General features: G+C 71.4%; 18 protein-coding genes and 2 pseudogenes. 7 read left to right on the top strand and 13 right to left on the bottom strand.

All coding sequences use genetic code 11. From position 1 onward, the window contains the following. Positions 1-33 precede the first annotated feature (33 nt). From ACFZAM_RS14085 to ACFZAM_RS14065, 5 genes and pseudogenes are all read right to left on the bottom strand, one after another. A pseudogene (locus ACFZAM_RS14085) lies at positions 34-1,578 on the bottom strand (glycoside hydrolase family 3 C-terminal domain-containing protein); the annotation flags it as partial. A 657-nt stretch (positions 1,579-2,235) separates the two neighbouring features. Beyond that, a pseudogene (locus ACFZAM_RS14080) lies at positions 2,236-3,582 on the bottom strand (discoidin domain-containing protein); the annotation flags it as partial. Positions 3,583-3,861: 279 nt separating this feature from the next. Next, positions 3,862-4,713 (bottom strand): alpha/beta fold hydrolase, encoded by an 852-nt coding sequence (locus ACFZAM_RS14075; RefSeq protein ID WP_355341694.1) that lies wholly within the window; start codon positions 4,711-4,713, stop codon positions 3,862-3,864. Then, positions 4,710-5,609 (bottom strand): acyl-ACP desaturase, encoded by a 900-nt coding sequence (locus ACFZAM_RS14070; RefSeq protein ID WP_391045832.1) that lies wholly within the window; start codon positions 5,607-5,609, stop codon positions 4,710-4,712. Before ACFZAM_RS14070 ends, ACFZAM_RS14075 begins: the two co-directional genes overlap by 4 nt. A gap of 108 nt (positions 5,610-5,717) precedes the next feature. After that, positions 5,718-6,953 (bottom strand): hypothetical protein, encoded by a 1,236-nt coding sequence (locus ACFZAM_RS14065; protein WP_391045830.1) that lies wholly within the window; start codon positions 6,951-6,953, stop codon positions 5,718-5,720. A 264-nt stretch (positions 6,954-7,217) separates the two neighbouring features. Between ACFZAM_RS14065 and ACFZAM_RS14060 the strand changes: the two genes are divergently transcribed. After that, positions 7,218-8,840 (top strand): XRE family transcriptional regulator, encoded by a 1,623-nt coding sequence (locus tag ACFZAM_RS14060; RefSeq protein ID WP_391045828.1) that lies wholly within the window; start codon positions 7,218-7,220, stop codon positions 8,838-8,840. A 93-nt stretch (positions 8,841-8,933) separates the two neighbouring features. Here ACFZAM_RS14060 and ACFZAM_RS14055 read toward each other — a convergent pair whose 3' ends face one another. Genes ACFZAM_RS14055 through ACFZAM_RS14045 form a run of 3 tightly spaced genes read right to left on the bottom strand, consistent with a single transcriptional unit; the run spans position 8,934 to position 12,156 of the window. Beyond that, positions 8,934-9,854, bottom strand: a complete 921-nt coding sequence (locus ACFZAM_RS14055; protein WP_391045826.1) for an ABC transporter permease subunit — start codon at positions 9,852-9,854, stop codon at positions 8,934-8,936. After that, entirely contained in the window at positions 9,851-10,855 is a 1,005-nt protein-coding gene (locus tag ACFZAM_RS14050; RefSeq protein WP_355341711.1) for a sugar ABC transporter permease, read from the bottom strand. Before ACFZAM_RS14050 ends, ACFZAM_RS14055 begins: the two co-directional genes overlap by 4 nt. After that, complete coding sequence (locus ACFZAM_RS14045; protein ID WP_391046202.1) at positions 10,855-12,156, bottom strand: extracellular solute-binding protein; 1,302 nt, start codon at positions 12,154-12,156, stop codon at positions 10,855-10,857. Before ACFZAM_RS14045 ends, ACFZAM_RS14050 begins: the two co-directional genes overlap by 1 nt. Positions 12,157-12,833: 677 nt before the next feature. On the opposite strand from ACFZAM_RS14045, the gene ACFZAM_RS14040 reads away from it, so the two are divergent. From ACFZAM_RS14040 to ACFZAM_RS14030, 3 genes are all read left to right on the top strand, one after another. Beyond that, positions 12,834-14,882, top strand: coding sequence for an NB-ARC domain-containing protein (locus ACFZAM_RS14040; protein WP_391045824.1), 2,049 nt, complete (start codon positions 12,834-12,836; stop codon positions 14,880-14,882). Between the two features lie 490 nt (positions 14,883-15,372). Next, complete coding sequence (locus ACFZAM_RS14035; protein WP_355341720.1) at positions 15,373-16,374, top strand: beta-ketoacyl-ACP synthase III; 1,002 nt, start codon at positions 15,373-15,375, stop codon at positions 16,372-16,374. Positions 16,375-16,635: 261 nt separating this feature from the next. Further along, positions 16,636-17,556: a zinc-binding dehydrogenase gene (locus tag ACFZAM_RS14030; RefSeq protein ID WP_355341723.1), complete on the top strand. Its 921-nt coding sequence runs from the start codon at positions 16,636-16,638 to the stop codon at positions 17,554-17,556. 76 nt (positions 17,557-17,632) lie between these two features. Here ACFZAM_RS14030 and ACFZAM_RS14025 read toward each other — a convergent pair whose 3' ends face one another. The 3 genes from ACFZAM_RS14025 to ACFZAM_RS14015 all read right to left on the bottom strand — a co-directional run bounded on the left by ACFZAM_RS14025 (position 17,633) and on the right by ACFZAM_RS14015 (position 20,287). Beyond that, positions 17,633-18,274, bottom strand: coding sequence for a hemerythrin domain-containing protein (locus ACFZAM_RS14025; RefSeq protein WP_391045822.1), 642 nt, complete (start codon positions 18,272-18,274; stop codon positions 17,633-17,635). A 184-nt stretch (positions 18,275-18,458) separates the two neighbouring features. Beyond that, the gene (locus ACFZAM_RS14020; RefSeq protein WP_391045820.1) at positions 18,459-19,466 is read right to left on the bottom strand and encodes a phosphotransferase; all 1,008 of its coding nucleotides are present in this window, start codon (positions 19,464-19,466) and stop codon (positions 18,459-18,461) included. A gap of 38 nt (positions 19,467-19,504) precedes the next feature. Next, positions 19,505-20,287 carry a hypothetical protein gene (locus tag ACFZAM_RS14015; protein WP_391045818.1) on the bottom strand — a complete coding sequence of 261 codons (783 nt, stop codon included), beginning with the start codon at positions 20,285-20,287 and terminating at the stop codon, positions 19,505-19,507. Between the two features lie 332 nt (positions 20,288-20,619). Between ACFZAM_RS14015 and ACFZAM_RS14010 the strand changes: the two genes are divergently transcribed. Further along, positions 20,620-21,903, top strand: a complete 1,284-nt coding sequence (locus ACFZAM_RS14010) for a phosphodiester glycosidase family protein (RefSeq protein WP_391045816.1) — start codon at positions 20,620-20,622, stop codon at positions 21,901-21,903. A gap of 51 nt (positions 21,904-21,954) precedes the next feature. Here the strand turns inward: ACFZAM_RS14010 and ACFZAM_RS14005 are convergent, their stop codons facing one another. Beyond that, positions 21,955-22,842, bottom strand: a complete 888-nt coding sequence (locus ACFZAM_RS14005; RefSeq protein ID WP_355341738.1) for a LysR family transcriptional regulator — start codon at positions 22,840-22,842, stop codon at positions 21,955-21,957. Positions 22,843-23,049: 207 nt separating this feature from the next. On the opposite strand from ACFZAM_RS14005, the gene ACFZAM_RS14000 reads away from it, so the two are divergent. Together ACFZAM_RS14000 and ACFZAM_RS13995 are read left to right on the top strand one after the other, a co-directional pair. After that, the gene (locus tag ACFZAM_RS14000) at positions 23,050-23,805 is read left to right on the top strand and encodes an SDR family oxidoreductase (protein ID WP_391045812.1); all 756 of its coding nucleotides are present in this window, start codon (positions 23,050-23,052) and stop codon (positions 23,803-23,805) included. Between the two features lie 363 nt (positions 23,806-24,168). After that, positions 24,169-24,639, top strand: a complete 471-nt coding sequence (locus ACFZAM_RS13995) for a S4 domain-containing protein (RefSeq protein ID WP_391045811.1) — start codon at positions 24,169-24,171, stop codon at positions 24,637-24,639. A 178-nt stretch (positions 24,640-24,817) separates the two neighbouring features. Here ACFZAM_RS13995 and ACFZAM_RS13990 read toward each other — a convergent pair whose 3' ends face one another. Further along, positions 24,818-25,225, bottom strand: coding sequence for a VOC family protein (locus ACFZAM_RS13990; RefSeq protein ID WP_391045808.1), 408 nt, complete (start codon positions 25,223-25,225; stop codon positions 24,818-24,820). Positions 25,226-25,238: the final 13 nt, after the last annotated feature.

Below are 25,238 nucleotides of genomic sequence, written 5' to 3'. Positions count from 1 at the left end.
GAGGGGCGCTGCGATCTCACGAACCGGTGCGGTCTACCAGCTCGTCAGACCGGCACCGTAGGGGTAGAGCGGATTCCCGTACGTCGTCGGCACCGTCTGACCGGCGTCGATCTTCGCCCGGATGTCGGCCCGCTCGGCCGCGGTGGCGCCGAGGTCGTAGGGCAGGTCCCACGCCTCGTTGGCGTCCGCCTGATTGTCGCCGCCACCGGGCTTGAGCACCTGGTCGAGGCTTCTGGGCAGCTGCCAGGGCAGCTTGCCGCGCGGGGTGTAGTCGCCGAAGAGCAGGCTGGCCGTCGCCGGTCCGACCTCCTCACCGCCGCGGTAGGTCACCACGATGGCGTCGGCCAGGTTGTTCCAGTCGCTCATGACGATGGGTCGGGGCAGGGTCAGCACGACCACCACCGGAATTCCCTGGTTCTTGAAATTCTGGATGAGGGCGAGCTGGTCCGCCGGGAGATACGGCTGGGTGTCGGGCCACGAGGTGGCGTGGGTGTACGACGGTTCGCCGACCGCCACGACCGCGAGCTTCGGGGCCGGTCCGGTGTCCTGGTAGACGTTGACACCGGCCGTCGCCGCTCTCGCCTTGATCGCGTCGAGCACGGTCAGCGAGCCGTAGTCCGGGTGGAAGTAGCTGGACCAGATGCAGCACGCGGCGCCGTCGGTCGCCCGCGGACCCGCGACCACGATGTTGTCACCGGAGTTGAGCCTGATCGGCAGCACGCCGTTGTTCTTCAGCAGCGTGTTGGACTCCCGCGACGCCTGGTTGGCCAGCGCCGTGTAGCTCGGCTGGTGGAAGCGGTACGGGCCGTTGACCGGGTCGCCGTACGGGTGGTCGAAGATGCCCAGCTCGAACTTGAGCTTCAGGATGCGCGTGACCGCGTCGTTGATCCGGGCCAGCGGCACGCTGTTCTCGAAGCTCGCCATGGTGAAGTCGGCAGCGCCCGGGTCGGCGCCGCCCATCACGTCGGAGCCCGCGTTGGCCGCGTTGATCCAGGCCGTCGACGGCAGCCAGTCCGTGGTGATCAGACCGGTGTAGCCGAGATTCTGCCGCAGGTAGGTGAGGATCTTCGCGCTGTCGCCCGCGCCGGGACCGCCCGGGTCGAGATACGAACTGCCCGCGTAGCCGGGCATGATGTTGACCGCGCCCGCCTCCATCGCGGCCTTGAACGGGATCATGTGGTACTTGATCGTGACCCCGTCGTAGACGATGCCGGCCTCGCCGCCCGCGCCCTCACCGGGCCAGTGCTTGACGGTGGCGAGCACCGAGCCGGGGTTCAGCTCCGGGCCGCCCTGCAAACCGGCCACCAGCGCCCGCAGTTGGGCCGCCGCCACGTCGGCGTTCTCGCCGCCGCCCTCCTGGATCCGCGGGTACAGAACCTTCGTGCCGACCTCGGCCAGCGGGGACAGCGTGCCGCGCGCGCCGACCTCCAGCTCCTCCTTGCGCTGCATGTCGCCGAGCTTGTAGTCGAGCGGATAGTCCTTGCCCGCCGCCAGGGTGCTCTGCAACGGATACGTGGTCTGGTAACCGGCGGTGGTGTCACCGGCCGAGACCGGCGGGATGCCCAGCCGGGTGGCCGCCGTGGACTTCAGGACGTTGTCCAGGTCGGCGGGTTGCGCCGGTCCGAAGTGCCAGCCGGACATCGGGTACGACTGGACGTTGTAGAACATCTGGAACGCCTTCTCCTCCAGCGTCATCCGCCCGAGGAGATCACCGACCCGCGTGTCGACCGGCAGCCGCCAGTCCTCGTACGGCTCGATGGAGCCGTCCTTGTTGAGGTCCCGCGCGCCGTTGATGATGCTGATGCCGTCGGCCGCCTGCTTGACGTCGGGCAGGTAGACGCTGAACGTGCGGATGTTGGACGTGGTCTTCGCGCCCGAACCGCTGACCGAGACGACGAACCACTTGTACGTCCAGCGGTCGGTGATGTCCCAACTCGGCGTGTAGGAGGTGCCGGTGGGCTCGGCGACCTTGGTGTAGAGGTCGAGCAGATTGCCCGACGCGGTGAAGTCGTAGTCGGTGCGGCTGATGTTGAGCCACACCTCGTAGTGCGCGGCGCCGCCGACGGCCGCCCAGCTCAGCGCGGGACGCCGGGTGTTGGTGACCATGGCCTTGTCGGCCGGTGCGGACAGCGCGAACTGGTTGAGCGTGGCCGGGGCCTTGGTGGGCGCCGAGAGCAGCGGCGGGGTCGCGGTGGAGTTGTCCACCGTGCCGTAGACCTGGAACTCCCAGAGCGAGTAGCCGTATCCGGTGGCGCGGGCCGTGCCGGTCAGCCGGACGTAGCGGCCCTGGCCGGTGACGGGCAGCCGCTCGATGCCGCCGGGGCCGTTGGCCGTGGTGTAGATCGGCGTCCACGCCGTGCCGTTGTCCGAGACGTCGATGTGGTAGCCCTTGCTGTACGCCGACTCCCAGTTGAGCACGATGCCGCTGATCTTGCCGATGTTGCCGAGGTCGACCTGGATCCACTCGTTGTCCGTGGAGAGGCTGGACCAGCGGGTGGTGGTACGGCCGTCGAGAGCGGCGGCCGGGGCGTTGCCGCCCTCGTACGACGAGGCCGACACCTGCTTGTAGGCGGAGATCACCGTGCCGGAGAAGTCACCGCCGCCGCCGTTGGTGGGCGGGGTGGTGGTGCCCCCGGTGCCGCCGCCGGTCCCGCCGCTCCCGGTGGTGTACACCTGGAACTCCCAGAGGGAGTAGCCGTATCCGGTGGCGCGCGCGGTGCCGTTCATCCGGACGTAGCGCCCGGTGCCGCTGACCGTGAGGTTCTGGGTGCCGCCGGTGCCGGTGGTGGTGGAGTAGACGTCGGCCCAGGTGGTGCCGTTGTCCGAGACCTGGATCTTGAAGGCGGTCGCGTAGGCCGCCTCCCAGGTGAGACCGACCTTGCAGACCGCCTGCGAGGAGCCGAGGTCGACCTGGAGCCACTGCGGGTCACCGGCCGCGCTGGACCAGCGGGTGCCCGCGTTGCCGTCGACGGCCGCGGAGGCGGGGGTGCCCGCGTTCTCCGTGGAGGACGCCGTGGCCGGGTGGTTGAGCGCGGCGTTGGTGGTGCCGCAGGTGCCGCCCGCGGCTCCGGTCGAGCCGTAGACCTGGAACTCCCAGAGGGAGTAGCCGTATCCGGTGGCGCGCGCGGTGCCGTACATCCGGACATAGCGCCCGGAAGCGTTTACGGAAAGGGTCTGCTTTCCGCCGGGTCCCGTCGTGGTCGAGTAGGCGTCGGTCCAGGTCGTGCCGGTGTCGGAGACCTGGATCTTGAAGGCGGTGGCGTACGCGGTCTCCCAGTTGAGGCTGACCGAGCTGATGGTCGCCGACGCGCCGAGGTCGACCTGGAGCCACTGCGGGTCACCGGCCGCGCTGGACCAGCGGGTGCCGACGTCGCCGTCGACGGCGGCCGAGGCGGGGGTGCCCGCGTTCTCGGTCGAGGAGGCGGTGGCGGTCTTGCCCTGGGACAGCAGGGTGTCGGCCGCGTGCGCGGTACCGGTCGTGGTGCCGATGGCACCGCCGGTCGCCAGGGCCGCCGCGAGGGCGACGGCCACCAGCGGTCTGCGCCGTCTGACGGACCTCAGAAATGTGGACAGGAGGCTCATGTGCATCTCCACGTGGGGGTGTGATGACTCTGATCACCGTGGAGGCCGTCGCCGGACGGGCGACGGGCGGCAGGCGGCGGCATCCACGGTGGCGGCTGCGAATTGCTCCGGACTCGTCGCACAATGGCCGGAGATGACGGCGGAGAGCGCTCTCCGTGGGAGTCTCTTGCAACGCCTGAACAGTGTCAATCCCCGTGACAGCGCCGGAGCCAACGCCCGTATGGATAACGGTTTTTGGGGTCGGAGTCGGCCTGTTTTCCGGATCGCGGCGGGTCCGGTTCAGCGGGCGGCGGGGTGGTTCGCGAGCTGTCCGAGGATCAACTCGGCCAGCAGGTCGGGACGTTGCTCCGGCAGCCAGTGCGTGCCGCCGACGAGCGGGTGGAAGGCGTAAGGTCCCGCCGCCCAGCGCTCGGTCAGCCACGCCGACCGGGCGCTGATCACGGCGTCCGCCGTACCCCACACGAACAGGGTGGGAACCGACACCGGCGCGGCCCGCAGCCCGCGGGCCGCCTCGCGGGGGAGCGCCCGGTACCAGCCGAGCGCGCCGGTCAGCGCGGCCCGGTCGGTCACGAACCGCCGCGCGTACCCGAGGGCCGTCGCCTCCTCCAGGCCGAGCCGGCGCAGCCAGCGCGCCCCGGTGTGCCCGCGGTCGTGGGTGATCACCGCCTCGGGCAGCCAGGGGAGTTGGAAGAAGAGCAGATACCAGGAGAGCAGGGCCTGACGGCTGGTCAGCAGCGACCGGCCCAGGGCGGCCGGGTGCGGCATCGACACGGCGGTCAGTGACGCGACCCGGTCCGGCGCCCGCTCGGCGAGCGCCCAGGCCACACTGCCTCCCCAGTCGTGCCCGACGACATGCGCGCGCTCCAGGCCCGCCGCGTCCAGCAGGCCGAGGACATCCTCGACCAGCAGCGGCAGCCGGTAGTCGCGCGCCCGGCGCGGGCGGGCGCCGGGAGCGTACCCGCGCTGGAGCGGGGCGAGCGTCCGTACACCCGCCGCGCCCAGCGCCCGCGCGACCCGCGTCCAGCACGCCGGGCCCGCGGGGAAGCCGTGCAGCAGCACCACCGGCTCGCCGTCGCGCGGCCCCGCGTCGCCGACCGGGAACTCCCAGCCGCCGGAGCGGAACGACCTCATCGGCGCCGCCCGCCGACGGACCGGTCGGCGGCCCCGACGAGGGGCAGGCGGACCGCGGTGCTCCAGGCGGGCGCAGGGGCGGTGTCCGCCGCCGCGTGCAGCCGGGGTCCGGCCTTGGCGAGGAAGGAGGTCATCGGCGTCACCGAGTGGTCCTCGATCAGGTCGCCGAGCACGGCGTCGGCCCGCGCGAGCCGGTCGGCGTACACCGGGTCGCGCAGCAGCGGGCCGAACACGTCGAGCCACTGGCCGAGGCCGAGCAGGTCGATGCCCGGCGGACGCCACAGCGTGGGCATCGTCAGCCGCGCGGTCCTGCGCGCGCCCGGCTCCTCCAGCAGGATCAGCGCGCACTTGCGGTAGAACTTCATGTGGTGCGACTCCTGGCGCGCGATCGCCTTCAGCAGATCGTCGAGTGCCGGATCTCCCACCAATTCGCCGATCCGCCGGTAGGTCGTCAGCGCGATGTACTCCTGCATCGCGCCCAGAACGCAGTACATCGCCTGGATGTGCGGCATGAGCAGACCGGCCGCGTACAGCGTCGGCCAGGTCACCAGTGCGCGGATGTGACGGGTGTTGCGACGCACCGCCGACGGTTTCCTCGGAGTGCCGAGCGCCGAAGCGGCGGCGCGCAGCGCGTAACCGTGCTCGGCCTCCTCCGCCAGCCACAGGATGTTGAACTGCGCGAGCGCGTTCGCCCGGTCGCCCCGGATCGCGTGCACCTTTCTGCGCATCAGCGCGGAATCGGTCTCGACGGCCGCGAGCGCGTACAGCATCGAGGCGAAGGTGTCGTTCCCGGTACGGCGGACGGCCGCGACTCGCGAGCGCCATTGCACCGGTCCCCAGGTGAGCGCGTAGGCGTCGAAGACTTCCTGGAGCTGGTTTTCCTGGTCTTTGCGCATGAATCCCCCAGACGGATGTGGAGCGGGCTGTTCGGTGCGACCGAGTCCGTGCGAAGTGACGTCGGGCCGGCGCCAAGTGATGGCGGGCCGACGAGAAGTGACGCCTGGTCAGTACCAGACGAGGAAAAGGGAGTAGACGCCACCGGCGGTGGCGAGGAGATTCGCGGCGGCCAGCACGATGTCGCGCGGCCGGTTGAAGGGAAAGGACCGGATGTCGCGGACGCGGGCCAGGCGCCCGCTCAGCGCCTCGCACTCGGTGAAGTAGCGGCCCGCCGCCAGCAGAGCGGCGCGGTCGGCCTCCAGCCGCCGCAGCGCGATCCGCAGCCGGGCCTCCTCGCGCCGCTTGAATCCCCGGACCCAGCGCCGGGTGAGCAGCAGCGGCAGCCCGGTGTAGACGGGCAGCGCGAGCAGCCACTGGCCGACCACCGGGATCAGCACCACGACGCTGCACGGGAACGGCAGTGAGATGCCCACCGCGATCAGGGCGAAGCCGTGCAGGGCCATCGAGGTGTAGGTCGGCACCAGGACGGCGCGGGCGCGGCCCCAGCCGAAACTGCCGTCGGCGTTGGCCGGGTCGACGCCGTAGTGCAGGTCTCCGCGGAGCCGCCACAGGCACAGCAGTACGCGGCTGCCCGCGCAGTTCATGACCGCGATCCAGTAAACGCCCGCGGTGCCCACCGTGAGGTAGACGATGGCGCCGACCGGCGAGGTCTGCCAGCTCGCCCACCAGTTGGCGTACGCGGCCCTGCCCCAGGCGTGCGCCTGTCCGGCGGGCGCCAGCGCGTAGTAGATGCCCAGGCGTTTCTCGCTGAGCGAGATGACGAAGACGCAGACGAACGAACCGACGATCATGATCGGCGCCAGATTCCTTATTCGGCGAAATCGCAGATTGGTCCGGTCGATCTCGGCGTGGATCCGCGCCCGCGCGGCGGCGTTCGCCGGGACGGTGAGCGATCCGTCGCGTTCCATTCCCGGCAGCAGGTTCTCAAAGGCGGACCACTGCCGCTGGACGAGGGCCGGGGTGATCAGCAGGATGACGATCGCGCTCAGCGAGAGCAGGTCGCGCAGGAGCGGAAACCGATTTCCCGCCGACGCGTGCCGTCGGCAGTCCGGCCGGTCGAACCTGAGGAATTGGGCCAGGTCGGAACAGAGCTGCCCGCCCAGGTGCGGCATGGTCACCGCGCCGTACAGACCGGAGAACTCGAAGAGCAGGACGATGGTCACGACGGGAATTCCGCAGAGCCAGAGCCACCGGCGAGGGCTCGCGTTGATCCGTGACAGCAGAATGGGTTCCGCGGTGAAGATGTCGAATGTCTTTCCGGCAAGAGCCAGGCTGGTAGCCATGGGCGTCCCTGTCTCGGGTGGTGCGTGGCGCTTGTTGCGTGTTCCTGTGCGAAATTCCGTGCCGAATTGTCGGGTGAGGCGCTGTGCGCACAGCGTGTTCCGGGCGCGCGCCCCCTTTGTGCGCCCCGGCGATCCGGCTCGCCCTCCCGCGACTGGCCGGATTATGGCGACAGTACGGTCGGCCGGGTCTAATGTGACTGCGCGTTGCGCGGGCCGGGGGGCACTGCAATAAATACGCGACGCGTAGGGATCACCGGGGTGGCGATGGCGAACAGCACGCGTGGGCGGCCGTACGGATCGGTCGGACGGCGGCGGTCGGCCGTCCCCGCGCGTGCCCCGCTGCCGACGACCCAGGACCGCGCCGCGTGGCTGCTGCGGGTCAACCGGCTCTACGGCCGCGAACCGCGCTGGGCGAAGGGCGACTCCTTCGCCCGCTCCTTCCACGGCGGCTCCTGGCCCGCGCAGGTGAGCGTCAGCTCCATCTCCCGCTGGGAGACCGGCGTGACGAGGGTCGGCCATTCCGCGGTCCGCCGCTACGAGCAGTTACTCGGCCTGCCGCCGGGCCAGTTGACCGCCACCATCGACATCCTCCACCGGTACGCGGCCCCGTCCGCCGGAGCCGTACCGCTGCTGGCCCGCGCGCCGGGCGATCTCGGCGCGGCGGAACGGCGGGTCGACACCCTCCTGGACCGCGCCCTGGACGACGCGCCGGTCACCGGCGCCGATTGGGACGAGTTGACCGTGCTGCTCGTCCTCCACCCCCAACTGCGGCTGCGCTCACGGGACTGGACGGCCCTGGCCGAACGCCTGCTCACCGAGTCGCTGGTCTCCGACGGCCTGGCCTGGCAGCAGCGGCACGAGGCGCTGAACCGGGTGCTCGGCCACCCCTCGGGTCAGGTGGCGGCGGTCTCGGCGTGCATCGCCTGGGCGGCGGACGCCCACAACCAGGTCTTCCTCGAACCGGTCTGCCTCCTGGACTCCAGCGCGCACCCGGACGCGGCCTCTGGCGTGCTCGCCCAACTGGCCAGGCCCACCAACGACAGCGCCTTCCTCGGCGCGCTGCTGGCCTGCGTCCGCAAGGTCCGGCTCCAGCACTTCGACCGGCCGCAGTCGGCCGTGCTCGCCCGGCTGGTCAAGCAGGTGGCGTACGACGCCGACGGGCGCCAGGCGGAGGAACGCGCGCTCGCCGCGGTCGTGTCGCGCATGCTGGACGGCGCGCCGCCGTCGCTCCCGGCCCGCACCCGTACCGGTGCCGGGGAGCGGTACGGCTCCGACATCGCCGCCCGCGTCACCGCCTCCGCCCTGTCGGCCGTCTCCCGCGAGATCCCGCGCTTCACGGACCCGCTGCTGCCCCTGCTGGTCCGCGAGATGCTGCTGCACCCGGTCTTCGACATGCGCCTGTACGCGGCCATGATGGTCGCGGCCACCCCCTACCGGGCGCCGGTGGCCGCCGCGATGTCGTACGAGCTGTCCCGGCTGGCCGTCGCCCGCGATGTCACGCTCGCCGGGCGGCTGCTCGAAGCCCTCCGGATCGTCGGGGGTACGGCGGAACGGCCGCTGGTCCAGCGGCTGGCGCTCGCTCCCACCCTGCCGGAGGCGGTGGTCAGGGCCGCCACGTCGGCGCTCGCGCACATGGGCGGGGTCAGCCCGCGGTCCTTCTGGGAGAACGCGCTGGCGCTGACCCCCGCCGCCGGCGGCGCCTCCCGCCCGGCCGGTGGGCGCGCGGCCTCCGCCGCCGTCTACGGGCTCGGCATCAGCGGCGAGACCGATCTCCTGCGGCGGGTCTCCGGCGACCTGCGCATCCCCTCCAAGACCCGTGCCGCGGCGTCCTGGTGGCTGCGGCTGCCGTCGCGGGTCAGGGCCGGCGGCGCCGCGAAGCGGGCGTGACCGCCGCCGCGACGGACGGCCGCCGCCGGGAACGGGGTTCCCGGCGGCGGCCGTTGGGGGACGGGAGCGGAAGCGTGGCCCCTGCCCGTGTGCTCAGCCCTTGCTGGAGCCCAGCGACAGACCGGCGATGAACTGCTTCTGGAGCAGGATGTAGACCACCAGCGTCGGCACCGCCGCGATCATCGCGGCGGCGGCGATGAGATTCTGGTTGGAGACGAACTGCCCCTGGAGATTGGCCAGCGCCGAGGTGACCGGGCGTTTGTCGCCCGACGACATCAAGGTGATGGCCCAGAAGAAGTCGTTGTAGATCCAGGTCGTCAGCAGCGTCGCCAGCGCCGCGAGCGCCGGACGGCACAGCGGCAGGGTGAGCTTCCAGTACCGGGTCCACAGCCCCGCGCCGTCGACCAGCGCGGCCTCGTACATCTCGTCGGGGATCGACTTCATGTAGTTGCTCAGCACGAAGACGCAGAAGCCCAGTTGGAAGGCCACGTTGATGACGATGAGGCCGAAGACCGAGTTGTACATCAGGCCGCTGCCGCTGAGGAAGCCGGGCAGCGAGATCTTCAGGTAGATCCGGTACAGCGGGGTGATGATGACCTGCTGGGGGAGCAGGTTGCCCGCCGTGAAGAGGATCAGCAGCGCGATGTTGAGCTTGACGTTGACCCGGGTCAGCACGAAGGCCACACCGGACGCCAGCGCCAGCACGACGATCACCGCCGGAACGGTGATGAGCACCGAGTTCCAGAAGAAGTGCTTCATGTCCGACTGGGTCCACGCGTCGGTGAAGTTCTTGAACGTCAGGTGGTGCGGCAGCGAGACATAGCCGTACTTGCGGGTGTCGGAGTACGGGCGGACGGCCACGTACAGCGCGAAGGCGATCGGCAGCAGCCAGAGGACCGAGGCGCAGATCAGGAAGACCTGCGAGGCGATCTGGCCCCAGGGGCGCGGCTTCCCGGGGCCCGGGGGCCGCGCGGCGGGTTCGGTGTGCAGCCGCGGCAGGGTATCGGTGGTCATCGCGATTCCTCACGGCTGAACGTCTGGTACAGGAAGACGCTGATCGGCACCAGCGAGATCACCAGCAGCACCACGCCCAGCGCGGAGCCGAAGCCGACCCGTTGGGTCTCCCCGACGATGTTGGAGGTGACCAGGACCGAGAGCAGCTCCAGGCCGTTGATGCCCTTGTTGGTGATGTACACCAGGTCGAAGGCGCGCAACGACTCGATGACGGTGACCACCATGATGACGATGTTGATCGGACGCATCACGGGGAAGATCACCCGCCAGAAGGTCTGCCAGGCGTTGGCGCCGTCGACCAGGGCCGCTTCGCGCAGCGTCGGGTCCACGGCCTTGAGCCCGGCCAGGTACAGCACCATGACGTATCCGGCCTGCCGCCAGGTGGCCTCGACCAGGACCGACCACAGGTTCAGGTGTGGATTGCCGAGCCAGTCGATGGCGTTGTCGTTGCCGTTGCGCCCGATGACGGTGTTGATCAGCCCGAAGTTCTGCGAGTACATGAACTCCCAGATGATGCCGACCAGCGCCAGGGAGAGCATCACGGGCAGGAAGAGGATGCTCTGGTACATCCGGCTGCCCCGGATGCCGCGGTCGATGAGGACGGCGAAGAGCATGCCCAGCGGTGTGGCGATCAGGACGAAGACGGCCAGCCAGATCAGATTGTGCCGGACGGCGGGCCAGAACTCCGGGTAGATCGTGGCGGCCTGGTGGTAGTTCTGGACGCCGTACACACAGCCGTTGTTGAGGATCGACGGCAGATTCGGCTGGCAGGTCTTGGTGTGCAGACTGCCGACGCCGTTCCACTTGGTGAACGACAGCAGCACCGTGCCGAGCGCCGGGAACCAGACGAAGACCAGGTCGAGCAGGAGCGGTATGCCCAGCAGGAGCGCGACGACCACGCGGTCGCGCGCGCTCAGCCTGCGTATGCCCCGGCGGCGGCGGACCTTCGGCGTGGCCGTGGTTTCCGCCGCCGCCGGGGCGGGCGTCTGGGGGGAACTCATCAGGAGTAGATCGCCTTCGCCTGGGCCTCGGCGCTCTTCTGGAGGCCGGCGATGTTGCCCGTGCTCGGGTCGTCGATGAACTTCTGGATGATCGAGATCATCGCGGTGGCCATCGCCGGGTCGGCGTCGCGGTCCATGAACTGCGCCACCGCCTTGCACTTGGCGATCTCGGCGACCGACTTCTTCTGGATCGCGTTGTACGTCGGCACCTGGAGGCCGGTGGCCAGGCCGACGTCCCACTGGTCGGTCTTGAGGAAGTCCGACTCGGCCTGCCCGGTGCCGATGTACTCCAGGATCGCCTTGGCCGCGTCGGGGTTCTTGGCCTTCTTGCTGAGCATGAAGCCGTCGGTCGGCGCGTCCATGTAGTCCTGGCCGTAGGACGGGTTGATCGCGGGGAAGGTGAAGAAGTCCAGGTCGGCGAGGTCGGCCTTGTCCGAGACGTACTGCGCGGCCACCTGGTTGGTGCCCTGGAACATCATCCCGGCCTTCTTGGTCTCCAGGGTCTTGGCCGCGTCCTGCCAGATCCGCCCGTTGGCGCCGGTCTGCGTGTACGGCAGGATCTCGGCCCAGTGCTGGAAGACCGTGTGCACGCCCTGGTCGGTCCACGGGATCTCGTGCTTCATCAACTTGGTGTGGTAGTCGTACCCGTTGATCCGCATGTTCAGGATGTCGAAGGTGCCGAGGGCGGGCCAGCCGTCCTTGTCGCCGAAGGCGATCGGGATGATGCCGTCGCCCTTCATCTTCTTGGCCAGCGCCACGTAGGCGTCCCAGGTGGTGGGCACGGAGTAGCCCTTGGCCGCGAACTGGCTCTTGTTGTAGAAGACCACCCACGGGTAGTTGTACAGCGGTACCAGGTACTGGTGGCCGTCGAGGCCGGTGGAGAGCTTCTTGGCCGCGTCGCCGAAGTTGCCGCCGATCTTGTCCCACACGTCGTCCAGCGGCTGGGCCAGGCCCTGCGCGGCGAAGTACTGCATGCGGTAGCCCGCGAACCAGGTGAACAGGTCGTCCGGGGTGCCCTGGAGATAGCTGGTGATGTTCTCCTGGAACGTGTTGTGGTCGACCGTGTTGATCTTGACCTGCGCCTTGGTGCTCGCGGCGGCTGCGGTGGTGAGGGCCGCGAAGGCGGCCTTCGGCGCGGAGTCGGAGTAGTTGGACCCGAAGGTCACCGTGCCGCCGACCTTGCCGCCGGAGGCGCTGGGGCTGCCCTTGTCCTTGGAGTCCTTGGAGTCGCTGCCGCAGGCGGTCAGCAGGCCGCCGGAGACGACGGCGAGACCGGCCGCGCCCGCGACGCCTCTGAGCACGTTTCTGCGCGACGGCGACGTACCGCTGTCCAGGCCGCTTCCCGCTGTGCTGCTTCCCGTTGATTCGACGTCCGACATGGTGCCTCCATGTGTGTGTGGCCGTTCCGGGTGCGGTAGGCGAGCGATGGCGGAGTGGACGTTTCTGGAGGGCCTGTAGCCTATCGATTTCCAACAGAAGTCACCAAGATGAAACGCCATCTCAACCGCAGGGGTAGTTCTACGCCAGATACCCAGGAGCGTCAACGCCCCATTACGGATGCGTTGCCGGACCGTGATGTGCAGGTAGCGTGCTGATTGGCCGCCCAATTCCGTTGCCGCCCCGCATGAGAGGGACGGTTCAGGGTAGCGGTCGGATCGTGGCAGCTCGGAGGCGGTCCGAGCACGATCGAACCGGATGGAACAACATGCACCAAAGGGGCAACGGGCCCTGAAGATCCATCTCTTCTAATGTTTGATATTGCGTGCTTCCGACGCCATGGCCGAGTCGCGGGGGCGCGCCCCCGGTGAACTCGACATCCGCGCGCCCGAATTGCCGGAGATAGCGGTAAAGTTCGGGCATCACGCGATGATCGGCAATGATCGCCAACACCGGACGAGATCGTTCCGGAAGTCCACCGGCCCGTTTTGCTCCGGTCGTGTGGCTGCCCTGTGTGGCCGGACGATGCCAGGCTGTCCCCATGATGGGCTACATCCCCGAGGAAACGACCAGCTTCGAGGGGCGACAGGAGGAGTTGGCGCGGTTGGACACCGCGCTCGCGACCCACCGGCTGGTCACACTCACCGGTGCGGGCGGCGTCGGCAAGACCCGTATCGCGCAGCGCTCCGCCGCCCGCACCGCGCAGCGGGCCGCGCCGCGGTTCCCCGACGGGGTGTGGTGGGCCGACCTGTCGGCCCTGGAGAACGCCGAGTTGCTGCTGGCCACCGTCTCGGACGCGGTCGACCTCTCCGATCACTCACCGCGCATGCCGGTGGAAGCGCTGTGCGAATGGCTCGCGGACAAGCGCCTGTTACTGGTCCTGGACTCCTGCGAGCACCTGGTCGAGGAGTGCGCGCACCTGGTCGGCGAACTGCTCACCTCCGCGCCGGGGCTGACCGTACTGACCACCAGCAGGCGCCCGTTGAACCTGGTGGGCGAGGAACTGACCGAAGTGGGGCCGCTGGACGGCGACGGCGCCGACGCGCTCGCGCTGTTCACCCGGCGCGTGACCGACTCCGACCCCGACGCCCTCGCGGGCCCCGGCGCCGCCCGCGCCGCCGCAGAGATCTGCCGTCGCCTCGAAGGCATCCCGCTGGCACTGGAGTTGGCCGCGGCCCAGGTCGGCCCCTCCACCGTCGAGGACGTCTCCTCCCGGCTCGGCTTCCGCTTCGACGTGCTGGCCCGCGCCGACTTCGTCTGGCCGCCGCGGCACCGCACCCTGCGCACCACCATCGGCTGGAGCCACGAACTGTGCGCGCCGGTCGAGCGGTTGCTGTGGGCCCGGCTCACCGTCTTCCGCGGCTCCTTCGACCTCACCGCCGCGCGCGCGGTGACCTCCGGCGGCCCGCTGGCCGAACACGCCGTCGCCGCCACCCTGGAGCGCCTCGTGGCCCAGTCCGTGGTCCGCAGGGACGGCCACCGCTACCGGATGCTCGACACCATCCGCGAGTACGGCCAGGAGTGGCTGCGCGAGCTGGGCGAGGAACACGCCCTGGCCGACCGGCACGCCGGGCACTTCCTGGAGCTGGCCCGGCGCGCCGACGCCCTGTGGTCGAGCAGCGAACAGGCCCGCTGCTACCGGCAGATAGACGACGTCCACACCGACCTGCGAACCGCGCTCGACCACCTGCTGGCCACCGAGCCCGCCCGCGCCGCCGAACTCGCCGGACTGCTCTGCTTCTTCTGGACCTGCTGCGGCCATCTCAAGGAAGCCCGCGGCTACTTGGAGCGCGCGCTGATGGCGCACGACACCCAGGGCCCCGAACGCACCCGCGCGCTGTGCGCGCTGGGAGTGACCATCACCCTCCAGGGCGACTACCCCTCGGCGCTCCAGGTCAGCGAACTGGCCACGCGGGCCGCCGCGTACGACGGGGACAAGGAGGCGCAGTTCGCCGCCGCGTACCTGTCCGGGCTGCTGGCCCTGCTCACCGGCCGCGCCGAGGACGCCCGCGACACCGTGGACGCGGCGCTGGCCGCCGTACCGGGCTGGGCCTTCGACTCGCCCTCCCGGCTGCGCTGCCACCTCGTCGCGGTCTTCGCGCTCACCGGCCTCGGCCGGCTCCCCGAGGCGCGGGCGCGGGCCCGCGAACTGCGCCAGCACTGCGCGCAGCTCGGCGAGGTCTGGACGCTGTCCTACCTGGAGTACCAACTCGCGCTGATCGCGCTGTTCCAGTCGGCGCCGCACGAGGCCGCGGGACACGCCCGCACCATGCTGGAGAGCAAGCGGCTGCTCGGCGACGCCTTCGGGATCGCGCTCGGCCTCGACCTGCTGGCCGCCGCGCTGGCCGCCGAGGGCAGGGGCGAGCAGGCGGCCACCGTCTACGGCGTCGGCGAGTCGTACTGGCGCAGCGTCGGGCACCCGCAGCGCGGCACGCCGGAGTTGCGCGGGGTGCGCGAGCAGTGCGAGGCGACCGCCCGCGCTCTGGTCGGCGACGCCGCGTACGACAGGGCGTACCGGCGCGGCGCCACGGAGTACGGCCGCACCGCGCTGGCCGCCGCTCTCGCCGAGGAGCCCCCGGCGCAACGCTGACCGCCGTGACCCGGCGGGTGTGACGCGTGACACGGGTCGCCGCCGTGGAGACGGCGCGTTGGCCGATACTGATCGGTAACGAATATCGTGTGTTCCCGGAGCCGACTCCGGCGCTTCACGTTATCGCATTGATGTCAATTGCCCTTTCGGCGGAACCACTGTGCGCCTTTTGCCGTTTACCGTACGGGATTAGATCCGCAGGACGCGCCGCAAGGGGGGTGATCCGGCCGTGCGAGTGACGGCGCCGAAGCGGGCTCGGACGGAGAAGCCGCAGGTCGGGGCGGTTGGTCTCGGACAGGTGTGCCATACCTGCGTCGATTCCAGGCCACCTCTCGGCGTGGAGGAAGGATTGGTCTTCTTTCCTGCTGAATCGCGGGATCATTCGTATGGCGACCCTGCGTTGAGCGACGTACACCACGTCGAGGACGATGGGTCACTGCCTGATGCAAGGTCTGACCCCCATCCATGGCCGATGGCCTGAAAGGCTCCCATGAAAGCTGAGATCGCCGTGCCCGACGGCGCACGGCACACCCGAATTCTCGGTGTCGGCGCGTATCGCCCCCGGTCGGTCGTCGACAACGCCGAAGTATGTCGATACATCGACTCCTCGGACGAATGGATCCGCTCCAGAACCGGCATCGTGACCCGCCGCTGGGCCGGTCCCGACGAAACCCTGGGCGTGATGGCGGAGCAGGCCGCCAGCAAGGCCATCGCGGCAGCCGGGCTCACCCCGGACCGCATCACCTGCGTGATCGCCGCCACCTTCACCCACCTCATGCAGACACCCGCGGTCGCCACGGAGATCGCCCACCGGATCGGCGCCACCGAGGCCGCGGCCTTCGACATCACCGCGGGCTGCGCCGGATTCGTCCACGGCGTGGTGCTCGCCTCCGACGCCGTGCGCGCCAGAGGCGGCCACGTCCTGGTCGTCGGCGTGGAGCGGATGACCGATCTGCTCGACCTCAGCGACCGTTCGACGGCATTCATCTTCGGCGACGGCGCGGGGGCCGTCGTAATCGGCCCGTCGGACACGCCGGGCATCGGCCCGGTGGTCTGGGGCGCGGACGGCTCGCAGGCCGACGCGATCGAGCAGACGGCACCCTGGGACGTGCTCAAGGACGACCCCGGCCACGCGTTCCCCGCACTGCGCCAGGACGGGCAGCGGGTCTTCCGCTGGGCGGTCTACGAGATGGCCAAGGTGGCCAAGCAGGCGCTGGACGTGGCGGGCGTCGGCCCGGCCGACCTCGACACGTTCATCCCGCACCAGGCGAACGAGCGCATCATCGACAGCATGGCCAAGTCCATCGGCCTGCCGCCCGAAGTCACCGTCGCCAAGGACATCGTGACCAACGGCAACACCTCCGGTGCGTCCATCCCGCAGGCCATGGAAGCGGTGCTCGCCTCCGGCGAGGCCAACTCCGGCGACACCGCACTGCTGCTCGGGTACGGCTCCGGCCTGTCCTACGCCGCGGTGGTCGCCACCCTGCCCTGACCCACCGCACTCCAGCACAGCGCGCAGCGCGACCACTTGGCACCGGCCGCCGCCCCGGCACACAGGGGCGGCGGCCGGCGCCTTTTCCGTCCGCGACACCCGCCGTTCCGAAATGAACGATCATCGGCCGTCACAGCTGCCGGAGTTAATGACTCTACGTACCAGGAGGAGAACGGGACCCGCCCGGAATCTCGCGCGACCGGGCGCGCACCGCTCTCCCTCTCCCCACTGGTGACGTGTGACGAAGAAGGCGGGTAGCTGATGAAAGCCCTGGTCACAACGGACAACGCGGACGGCCGACTCCGGCTCGACCCGGTCGACGAGCCGGAACCGCTGCCCGGACAGGCCCTGATCGCGGTCAGCGCGGTGGCCGTCAACCGCGGCGAGCTGTCCGTGCTCGACGAGCTGCCCCCCGGCTCCCGGATCGGCTGGGACGTCGCGGGCACCGTACTGCGCCCGGCGGCCGACGGATCGGGCCCCGCCGCGGGCACCCGCGTCGTCGGCCTCGCCGACCGCGACGGCTGGGCGGAGCGCGTCGCCCTCGACACCCGCAGGCTCGCCCGGCTGCCCGACGCCGTCGACTGGGCCGCCGCGGCGGCCCTTCCCGTCGCGGGCCTCACCGCTCTCTACGCCCTCCAGCGGGCCGGCCGTCTGATCGGCCGCACCGTACTGATCACCGGCGCGGGCGGGGGAGTCGGCCGGGCCGCCGTCCAGCTCGCCGCCGCCGCGGGCGCCCACGTGATCGCCTGGGTCGGCTCCCCTGACCGCGCGACCGGTCTCGCCGCCCTCGGAGCCGATGTCGTCGCGACCTACGGCACCGACCCCGGCGTGCCCGTCGACATCCTGCTCGACAGTTGCGGCGGCTCCGTCCTGACCTGGGCCTTCGAGTCCGTCGCCCCCGGCGGCAGCGTGGTCGTCTACGGCAACACCGCGCGGGCCGAGTTACGCCTTCCCCGCGACTGGGGGCGCGCCCGGCCCGGTGTCAGCCTCCACTACGTCTTCCTCTTCGACGAGATCACCCGCCACGACGTCGGCCACGACCTGGCCTTCCTGCTCCAACTCGTCACCGAAGACCGGCTGGACCCCCAGGTCGCCCTGGTCGGCTCATGGACCGATCCGACGCCCGCGCTGCGGTGTCTGGACCGCCGTCAGGTCAACGGCAAGGTGGTGCTGGCCCTTTGACCCGGGCAGCTCCCGGATGTTCACCGCGCGAAGGGATCGTGCGACCTCCGCGCGGTGAACGCGTCAGCGGCAGGGGCTACTTGGCCCAGGGGGACTGCTTCTCGTAGCGGGGCCGCCAGGTCTTGCGGAAGAGGAAGCGGACCGGCGGCGGAACGAGCGCCAGCACCTTCTGCTCGGTCGCGGCCGGCGCCGAGTCCAGGAGCCAGGGGAAGAACGTCGCCGCCCCCTTCGTCCCCACCTGCCTGCGCTGTTCCGCCCCGAAGGCGTCCCACTGCTTGGCGGTCACCACGGCCCCCACCAGCGGCAGCCCCGCGTCCTCCTCGTGGTCGAAGTGCGCCGTCAGCGCCTCCCGCAGCCGCTCCACGTCCTGGCTCAACCCGGCCGTGTCACCCGCCGTGAGCCGCGCATCGACCGCCGCGATCAGCGGATCGAGCACCGCGTGCTCGGCCTCCATCGCGTCCAGCAGCGCGACCCGCTCGGGGTCGCTTCCGATCCGCCCGCGCATGGCGGGCCACAAGGTGGTGTCCTCGGCGGTGTGGTGGATGTCCAAGTAGTAAGTGAAGTTCTTCCAGCCCTCTTTGAAGGCCCGCGGACTCCCGGCCTTGTGGTCGGCGGCCGTGACCAGCCTGCCGATGTCGCGCCGGAAGGCGTCGTGCACCGCGTACATCATGGTGAAGTCGAGCCGGGACTGCGCATCCGACGGGGTGTAGGTACTCATGCGTGCCTCCTGATGAGTGCGTGCGCGGGTACGTGGTCAGATGGTGGCACCGACGCCTGTCACGGTGCTTCCTCCTCAGGAACCCCGAGGCCCGCGGCGGCGGCGACTTCCGCGCCGATCGGGGCGAACCCCGCGATAAGGAGGCCGGGTTCGGCCGCGGCCCCTCGTCGCGGGGCCCGGCACGTCACCCCGCCGCGGTCCGCAGCGCCGCCTCCAGCCGCGGTCCCGTGTACTGCCTCACCCATGCCAGATGCTCGCCCCCGGTCCCTCGCGGCACCACCTCGACGAGCATGATCAGGAAGAGGTAGCAGCGGTACAGCGCGATCCGCCGCCGGGCCGCCGCGTCGAAGTCCGTACGCCCGCCGCCCGCGCCGTATCCGGCGAGGAAGGCGGAGTCGCGCTCGATGTCGTCGCGCCCGATCGACAGCGACGCGAAGTCCGCCAGCGGGTCGCCCCAGAACATCCGCTCGCCGTCGATGAGACCGCTGACCATACGGGCGCCCGCGGGACCGTGGAGCAGGATGTTGCCCGGCCACAGGTCGAAGTGGACCAGCGCGGGCTCGGTGACCTCGTCGAGTACGGGCGCCGCCGTCGCCAGCGCGGCGCGGATCTCGGCGACCGGGAGCGGCAGCCAGGGTCCGTACCGCTCCGCGTCGGCCAGGACGGCGTCGGTCATGGCCGTGAAGGCGGGCCGCCAGCGGGAGTCGAGCGGGGCGAGGGTCTGCGCCGGGTAGCCGAAGGCCGGTCCGCGCACCGAGTGCAGCCGGGCCAGCAGGCCGCCGGTCTCCCGCCACAGCCGCGCGCTCTCGGCCGCGCCGACGCCCTCCGCGGCCTCTCCCGCCGCCGACCAGGTGACACCGGGGCAGTGCGTCATCAGCAGGAAGGGAGCGGCCTGTTCGCTCCCGTCGTCGTACTCGGCGTGCACCACGCGCGGCGCGGGCACCCCCGCCGTGGCGGCGCCCTCGTAGAACCGGGCCTCGCCGCGCAGCAGTTCGCGTTCGTAGCCGAGCTTCGGGACCCGCGACGGCGGCGGGACCTTGAGCACGAGGACGGCGCCGTCGGTGAGTTCGACGCGGTGCATCGCGTTGTACGTGCCGCCCTGGAGCGGCGCGTGTCCGGCGATCCCGGCCGCCGGGATTCCGGCGCGCTCCAGCGCTCCGGCCACCGTGTCGTCCCGCGTCAGCGGTGCCATCCGCCCCTCCCCGTGGTCGCCTTCCGTGGGGCCGAACCCTACGCGGTCGCCAGTCCCCAGCCGAGCGCGCCCACGGCGGCGGCCGCGTAGGCCCACACGGCGGCGAGCACGATCCGCCGCCGGACGGACTCCGACCAGGGCGTACGGGCCAACAGCCAGGCCAGCGCGGGGAGTACGAGGACCGCGTGCAGGCTCACTGCGTGCAGCGGCTTCAAGGCGCCGGTCGAGTGGTACGCGGCCTGCTGGTCGCCGGTCCTGGTGTCGACGACCCCGCGGGCGATCATCGCGGCGCCCGAGAGCAGGCCGACCAGCAGCAGCGCGAATCCGGCGCGCAGCGCGAGCGGCATTCCGGCGGGCCCGGCGGGCCGGGCGCGGAAGGCGGCGACCGCGAAGGCGGTGAGGACCACGACGAGCAGTGCGCCGCCGACGGCCAGCGACATGGCGACGGCGGAGTTCACCGGCGTCTCCATGTTGAAGTGCGAGGGCACGTGCCGCCACGCCTGCACGGTGATCCCCGCGACCTCCAGGACGCAGTCGGCCGCGAAGAGGGCGAGCAGCGTGGAGCGGGTCCGCTCGCCGATCCGCACGTACGAGGTCACCCGGGCGAGCGCGATCAGGGTCAGGCCGAAGGACACCCCGAAGGTGAAGGGCTTGCGCCAGGAGACCGGGCCGTCCCACGGTCCGCCGTCCACCGCGAAGACCCCCAGGTGGAACAGGCCCGACACGATGAGCGCGGCGCCGACCGCGTACGCCGCCCGCTCGGCGCCGCGTGCGGGGAGGCGGGCGGGCGGCGGGACGACTGCTGCTGCCGTGGCGGACATGGCGCGGGACTCCTGACCGAGGGGGCCCCGGCGGCGCTCCCGGCCGGGGAGTCCCGGACGCGGCGCGGCCGGGACGCGCTCACGGTAGGCGGCGGACGGGGCGCGCCGCGTCGTCGCGCGGGAGGCGGTCGCGCTGCTCCCGGTGGAGTACGCGCCCGCCTTCAGGAAACCCGCACCGCTGATCGGCCGTCAGAAGGGTCCGGCGGTCGGGTGGTTCCGGGCGTGCCGTGATTGGGCTGGTCGCAGAACGGTCATAGCATATGAAAATATGCTTAAAGGTCCCCCGGGTCGCGCAGGCGACAGGGGCGGTAGGAGCGAGGGCGAGGAGTGTCATGACCCAGCAGACGGGCGGCCGGATCGCGGAACCGCGCGACGGCGCCGACTCCGCGGAAGCGGCGGACGGCGGCGGACGCACGCGCCGCAGACGACTGCTGCCGTGGAAGCACAAACGGGATCTGACCCCGACGCAGCTCCGCCGCCGCCGGCTGGTCACCCGCGGCGCGCTCGGCGTCTGCGTGGTGTGCGTCGGCACCGTGGGCTGGTCGGTCGGCCAGGCGCTGACCTACCCCGGCAAGGACAGCAACGTGGCCAGGCTCGCCGAGTGGGCCCGCGACCACGAGCTGGGCTTCGTGGTCAACAAGCTGGAGGACGTCCAGTACAAGATGGACCCGCCGAAGGTCGGCGGCTCGCTGTCGGCCGACGCGCTGGCCCGGATGAAGGCCACCGCGCCCGCCACCACCGCCGCGGGCACCGCGCCGGAGGGAGCGCCCGCGGCCCCCGCGGCGCCGGTCATCCCGCTGCGCGCCCCGATGCGCCCGCTGGTCACCCCCGGCCTGCCGGGCGAGGGCGTCTTCCGCACCCTGTCCAGCGCCCACGGCCAGCCGATCGTCCAGGGGACGTACGTCAGGCCGGACGGCGACCACACCTCGTACGAGGCGGCCGTCGCCTGGATCAGCGGCAAGCACGCGCGCTTCCAGCTCCACCCCGGATTCCGCGAGCCCGGCGGCACCTTCTCCGTACCGCCCAACATCCCCAAGGGACAGCGCACCGGTCTGGTCGCCACCTGGAACGGCGGCTTCCGCGTCACCGACGGCGGCTCGCGCGGCGGCTTCTACCTCAACGGACAGACGGCGGGCGACCTGCGCGACGGCACCGCGTCCGAGGTCTTCTACAAGGACGGCTCGATCCGCATCGGGGTCTGGGGCCGCGATGTGCACATGACCAAGGACGTCGTCGGCGTACGCCAGTGCCTGGAGCTGATGGTCGACGACGGCCGGGTGGTGTCCGACATCGGCGACGACTCCAAGTGGGGTGTCACCGACCAGAGCAAGATGTTCGTCGAGCGCTCGGGCGTCGGCATCACCGCGCAGGGCGACATCATCATGGTGGTCGGCCAGGCCCTGTCCGCGCGGACCCTCGCCGAACTGATGCAGCACGCCGGGGCGGTCCGCGCCATGCCGCTGGACATGAACCGCGCGTGGCCGTCCTTCATGTCCTACGACAGCGGCAAGAATCCGGCGGACCCGAAACCCACCAACATCCTCGACTTCGAGGACCCGCCGGACCGCTACTACACCCAGGCCACCCGCGACTTCGTGGCCGTCTACGCCCGCTGACCGTACGCGCGGCGGCGGCCCGCCGGCACGGCCGCGCGGCCGGGTACGGCGCTACGCCATCTGGTCGGCCGCCGCCGCCTCGGTGAACGCGCGGATCCTGGCGGTGGCGCGGGACGCCCGCCACACCGGACCCCAGTCCAGCGGCGGTGTGTCGTGGAAGGGGACGTAGACGACGTCGGGGCGGGCGGGGAACCGGGTGGCGTGCGCGCCCACCGGGAAGACCCCCTGGCCCGCCCCGACCAGGGTCAGCACCTCCTGGAAGGTCGCCGCCGAGCGGCCGACCGGGATCGCCAGGCCCGCCGGGGTCTGCTGCGGCGTCCCCGGCTCGCGCCAGTAGTCGGGCAGCGAGCACGGCGCTTGCAGCACCTCGGTGCGCGCCAGATCCTCCACCGAGACCGTGCCGCGCTGGGCGAACGGATGCGTGGCGGGGACCGCCAGCATGCGCGGCTCCGACAGCAGCACGGGACCGTTGGCCAGATCCGGGCCCGACAGCGGCAGGCAGGCGATCAGCACCTCCAGCGCGTCGGCGCGCAGCCGTTCCAGCGCCTCGGTCATCTGGACCTCGCGGATCTCCACCTCGCAGCCCGGATGCCGGGTACGGAACCGCTCGGTCGCCCTGACCAGCAGCTGACTCGCCGCCGCGCCCACGAAGCCCACCCGCAGCAGCCCGGTCACCCCGCGTCCCTCGGCCACGGCCGTCGCCAGCGCCGCCTCCAGCCGCTCGAACGCGGGCCGCAGGTCGTCGTGGAGGCGCCGGCCGATCGGGGTCAGCACCACACTGCGGCTGGTGCGCTCGAACAGCGGTGCCCCGACACGGCGTTCGAGCTTGCTGATCACCTGGCTGACCCGGGCCGTGGTCACCCGCAGCCGCATGGCGGTCCGCCCGAAGTGCAGCTCCTCGGCGAGGGTCAGGAACGTCTCCATCTCGTACCGCTCCATGCAGGCCCCCTTCCTGGTGCCGTCGAGGCATGTGTGAGCGCGCTGTTAAATCGTACTTAACGATCATTCCATGAAGTGGAGTTGATCCTCCCGCCCCCGTCAGGGAAGTCGGTTGACACCGGCCGCCCGCGCTGCCTAGCGTCGTGCCCGTATGTGACTGCTATTCAGATGAAAGAACGCCTCGGAGTGAGGCGGAGAGCGGGGACCGTGGCAGAGCAGCAGCAGCGTCGCGTGGTGGTGTCGGGCGGCGGGACCGGAATCGGACGGGCCACCGCGGCGGCCTTCGCCGCCGACGGCGACCGGGTGACCGTCCTCGGCCGCCGCGAGGGCGTCCTGCGCGCCGCCGCCGAGGAGCTGAACGAGGAGTACGGCAAGGGGCGCGTCGACCTCTTCGCCGCCGACCTCACCGAGCCGGAACAGGTGCGCGCGGCAGCCGCGTTCATCACCGCCGAGGGCCCCGTGGACGTCATCGTCACCAACGCGGGCGGCAACGCCGCCTTCGACGACGACGGCACCCTGGAGGGCATCGCCGACGGCTACCGGCGCAACTTCGCCGCCAACGTCCTGACGGCCGTCCTGCTCACCGAGGCGCTGCTGCCGTCCGTACGGCGGCCCGGCGGGCGGATCGTCCACCTGTCCTCGATCGCGGCGGTACGCGGCCCCGGCTCGTACGGCGGCGCGAAGGCGGCCGTGCACGCCTACACCTTCGAACTCGCCCAGCGGCTCGGCAAGGACGGCATCACCGTCAACGCGGTGGCGCCCGGCTTCGTCGGCGACACCGAGTTCTTCGGCGACCGCGGCACCCCGGGGTTCATCGCCTCCCGCGTCGCCCAGACGCTGACCGGCAACCCCGGCAGGCCCAGCGAGATCGCCGCCGCGATCAAGCACCTGGCCGCGCCCGAGGCCGCGTACACCACGGGACAGATCCTGCACGTCAACGGCGGTGCGATGCTGGGCCGTTGACCGCTCGAACGCGCCCGGGCGGTCACGCGGCCGAGCGGACGCCCCCGCCGCGTCGAGCCGGGTGTCCGCGCCGTCCAGGATGCGGCGGGCGGTGTCCGCGTGCCCACGACGGTCTGGTCGAGCGCCGCCGGCAGCATCCCCGGCATGATCGTGTCGAACACGATGTTGCGCTGACGCACACTCGGAGCGGGCGGCGCCGCCTCCTCGGTCACGGGACCGGTCTCACCGACGGTACTCGCACCAGCACCAGCACCAGCACCAGCACCCTCACACTGCGCCGCGCACCCCGCACGCGCAGCCGTCCGCCCAGGTGAGCGGGAAACCAGGGGTGACGGGAGCGGACCACGTCGTAGGCTCGGAGGCATGGCTGGTGACGAGGGGAAGCCCGCGGGCGGCGGGAGCGTGCGGGTGGACAGTTGGATCTGGTGCGTACGGCTGACCAAGACACGCTCGATCGCCGCCGCGGCGTGCAGGGCCGGACACGTCCGGGTGAACGGCGAGCGCGTGAAGCCCGCCCAGGCCGTACGCGTCGGCGACGAGGTACGGCTGCACCATGCGGGCCGCGAGCGGATCGTGGTCGTCTCCAAGGTGCTGAGCAAGCGGGTCGGCGCGCCCGCGGCGGCCGAGTGCTTCGTGGACAACAGCCCGCCGCCGCCCCCGCGCGAGGACGTCCTGGCGCTGGGCCTGCGCGACCGCGGCACCGGACGGCCGACCAAGCGCGACCGGCGCGAGCTGGAACGGCTGCTGCACGGCAGCGCGCGGCCCGGCGACGGCGGCCGGCCCGGCGGGACCCCGCGTCCGCGCGGCGGCGCCCGGCGTCCCGAGGAGGGGTGAGGGGTGGGCGGGGGTCCCGCGGACGGGTGAGGGGTTCCCGGCGTCCCGCGGACGGCTGAGCGGCGCCCGTGTGACCCGCGAGTCCTGCGTCGGACCCTGGCTGATGGCTCAGAGCGGTCTGAGCGCACTGATGGTGCTGAGGGGCGGAGGACCCCGGCGGGACCGGCTGTACGCCGGATCAGTACGACTGGAGTTCCAGGAGGTTGCCGTCCGGGTCGCGCAGATGCGCGGTCCGCATCGACGGGCCCCACTCGGGGCGGTCGGCCGGGGGAGCGACCGGCCGTCCGCCGTGCCGCAGGCACAGCTCGTACCCGGCGGTGACGTCCGGCACCCGGCTGACCAGCACGGCCCGGTCCCGGGCGGGCGGCGGGTCGGCGGGCAGGCCGGTGCCGCCCGTCACCTCGGCCATCGCGGCCCGGTCGAAGAGGGCGAGGACGCCCTCGGCGCCGACGTCCCAGCTCGCGTAGGGGCCGCTCTCGCCGCCGCGGGTCAGCGCGGCGCCGACGAGACCGGGGAGCACGGCGTCGTAGAAGCGGAAGGTGTCGGCGAACCGGCCGACGAGCAGGCGCGGGTGGAGCGCGTCCATCGGGAGACCTCAC

It is taken from the genome of Streptomyces sp. NPDC008079 (assembly GCF_042957385.1).
Taxonomy (GTDB): Bacteria; Actinomycetota; Actinomycetes; order Streptomycetales; family Streptomycetaceae; genus Actinacidiphila.
The sequence above is the reverse complement of the archived record's forward strand: the minus strand, read 5'-3'. Positions and strand labels throughout refer to the sequence as shown.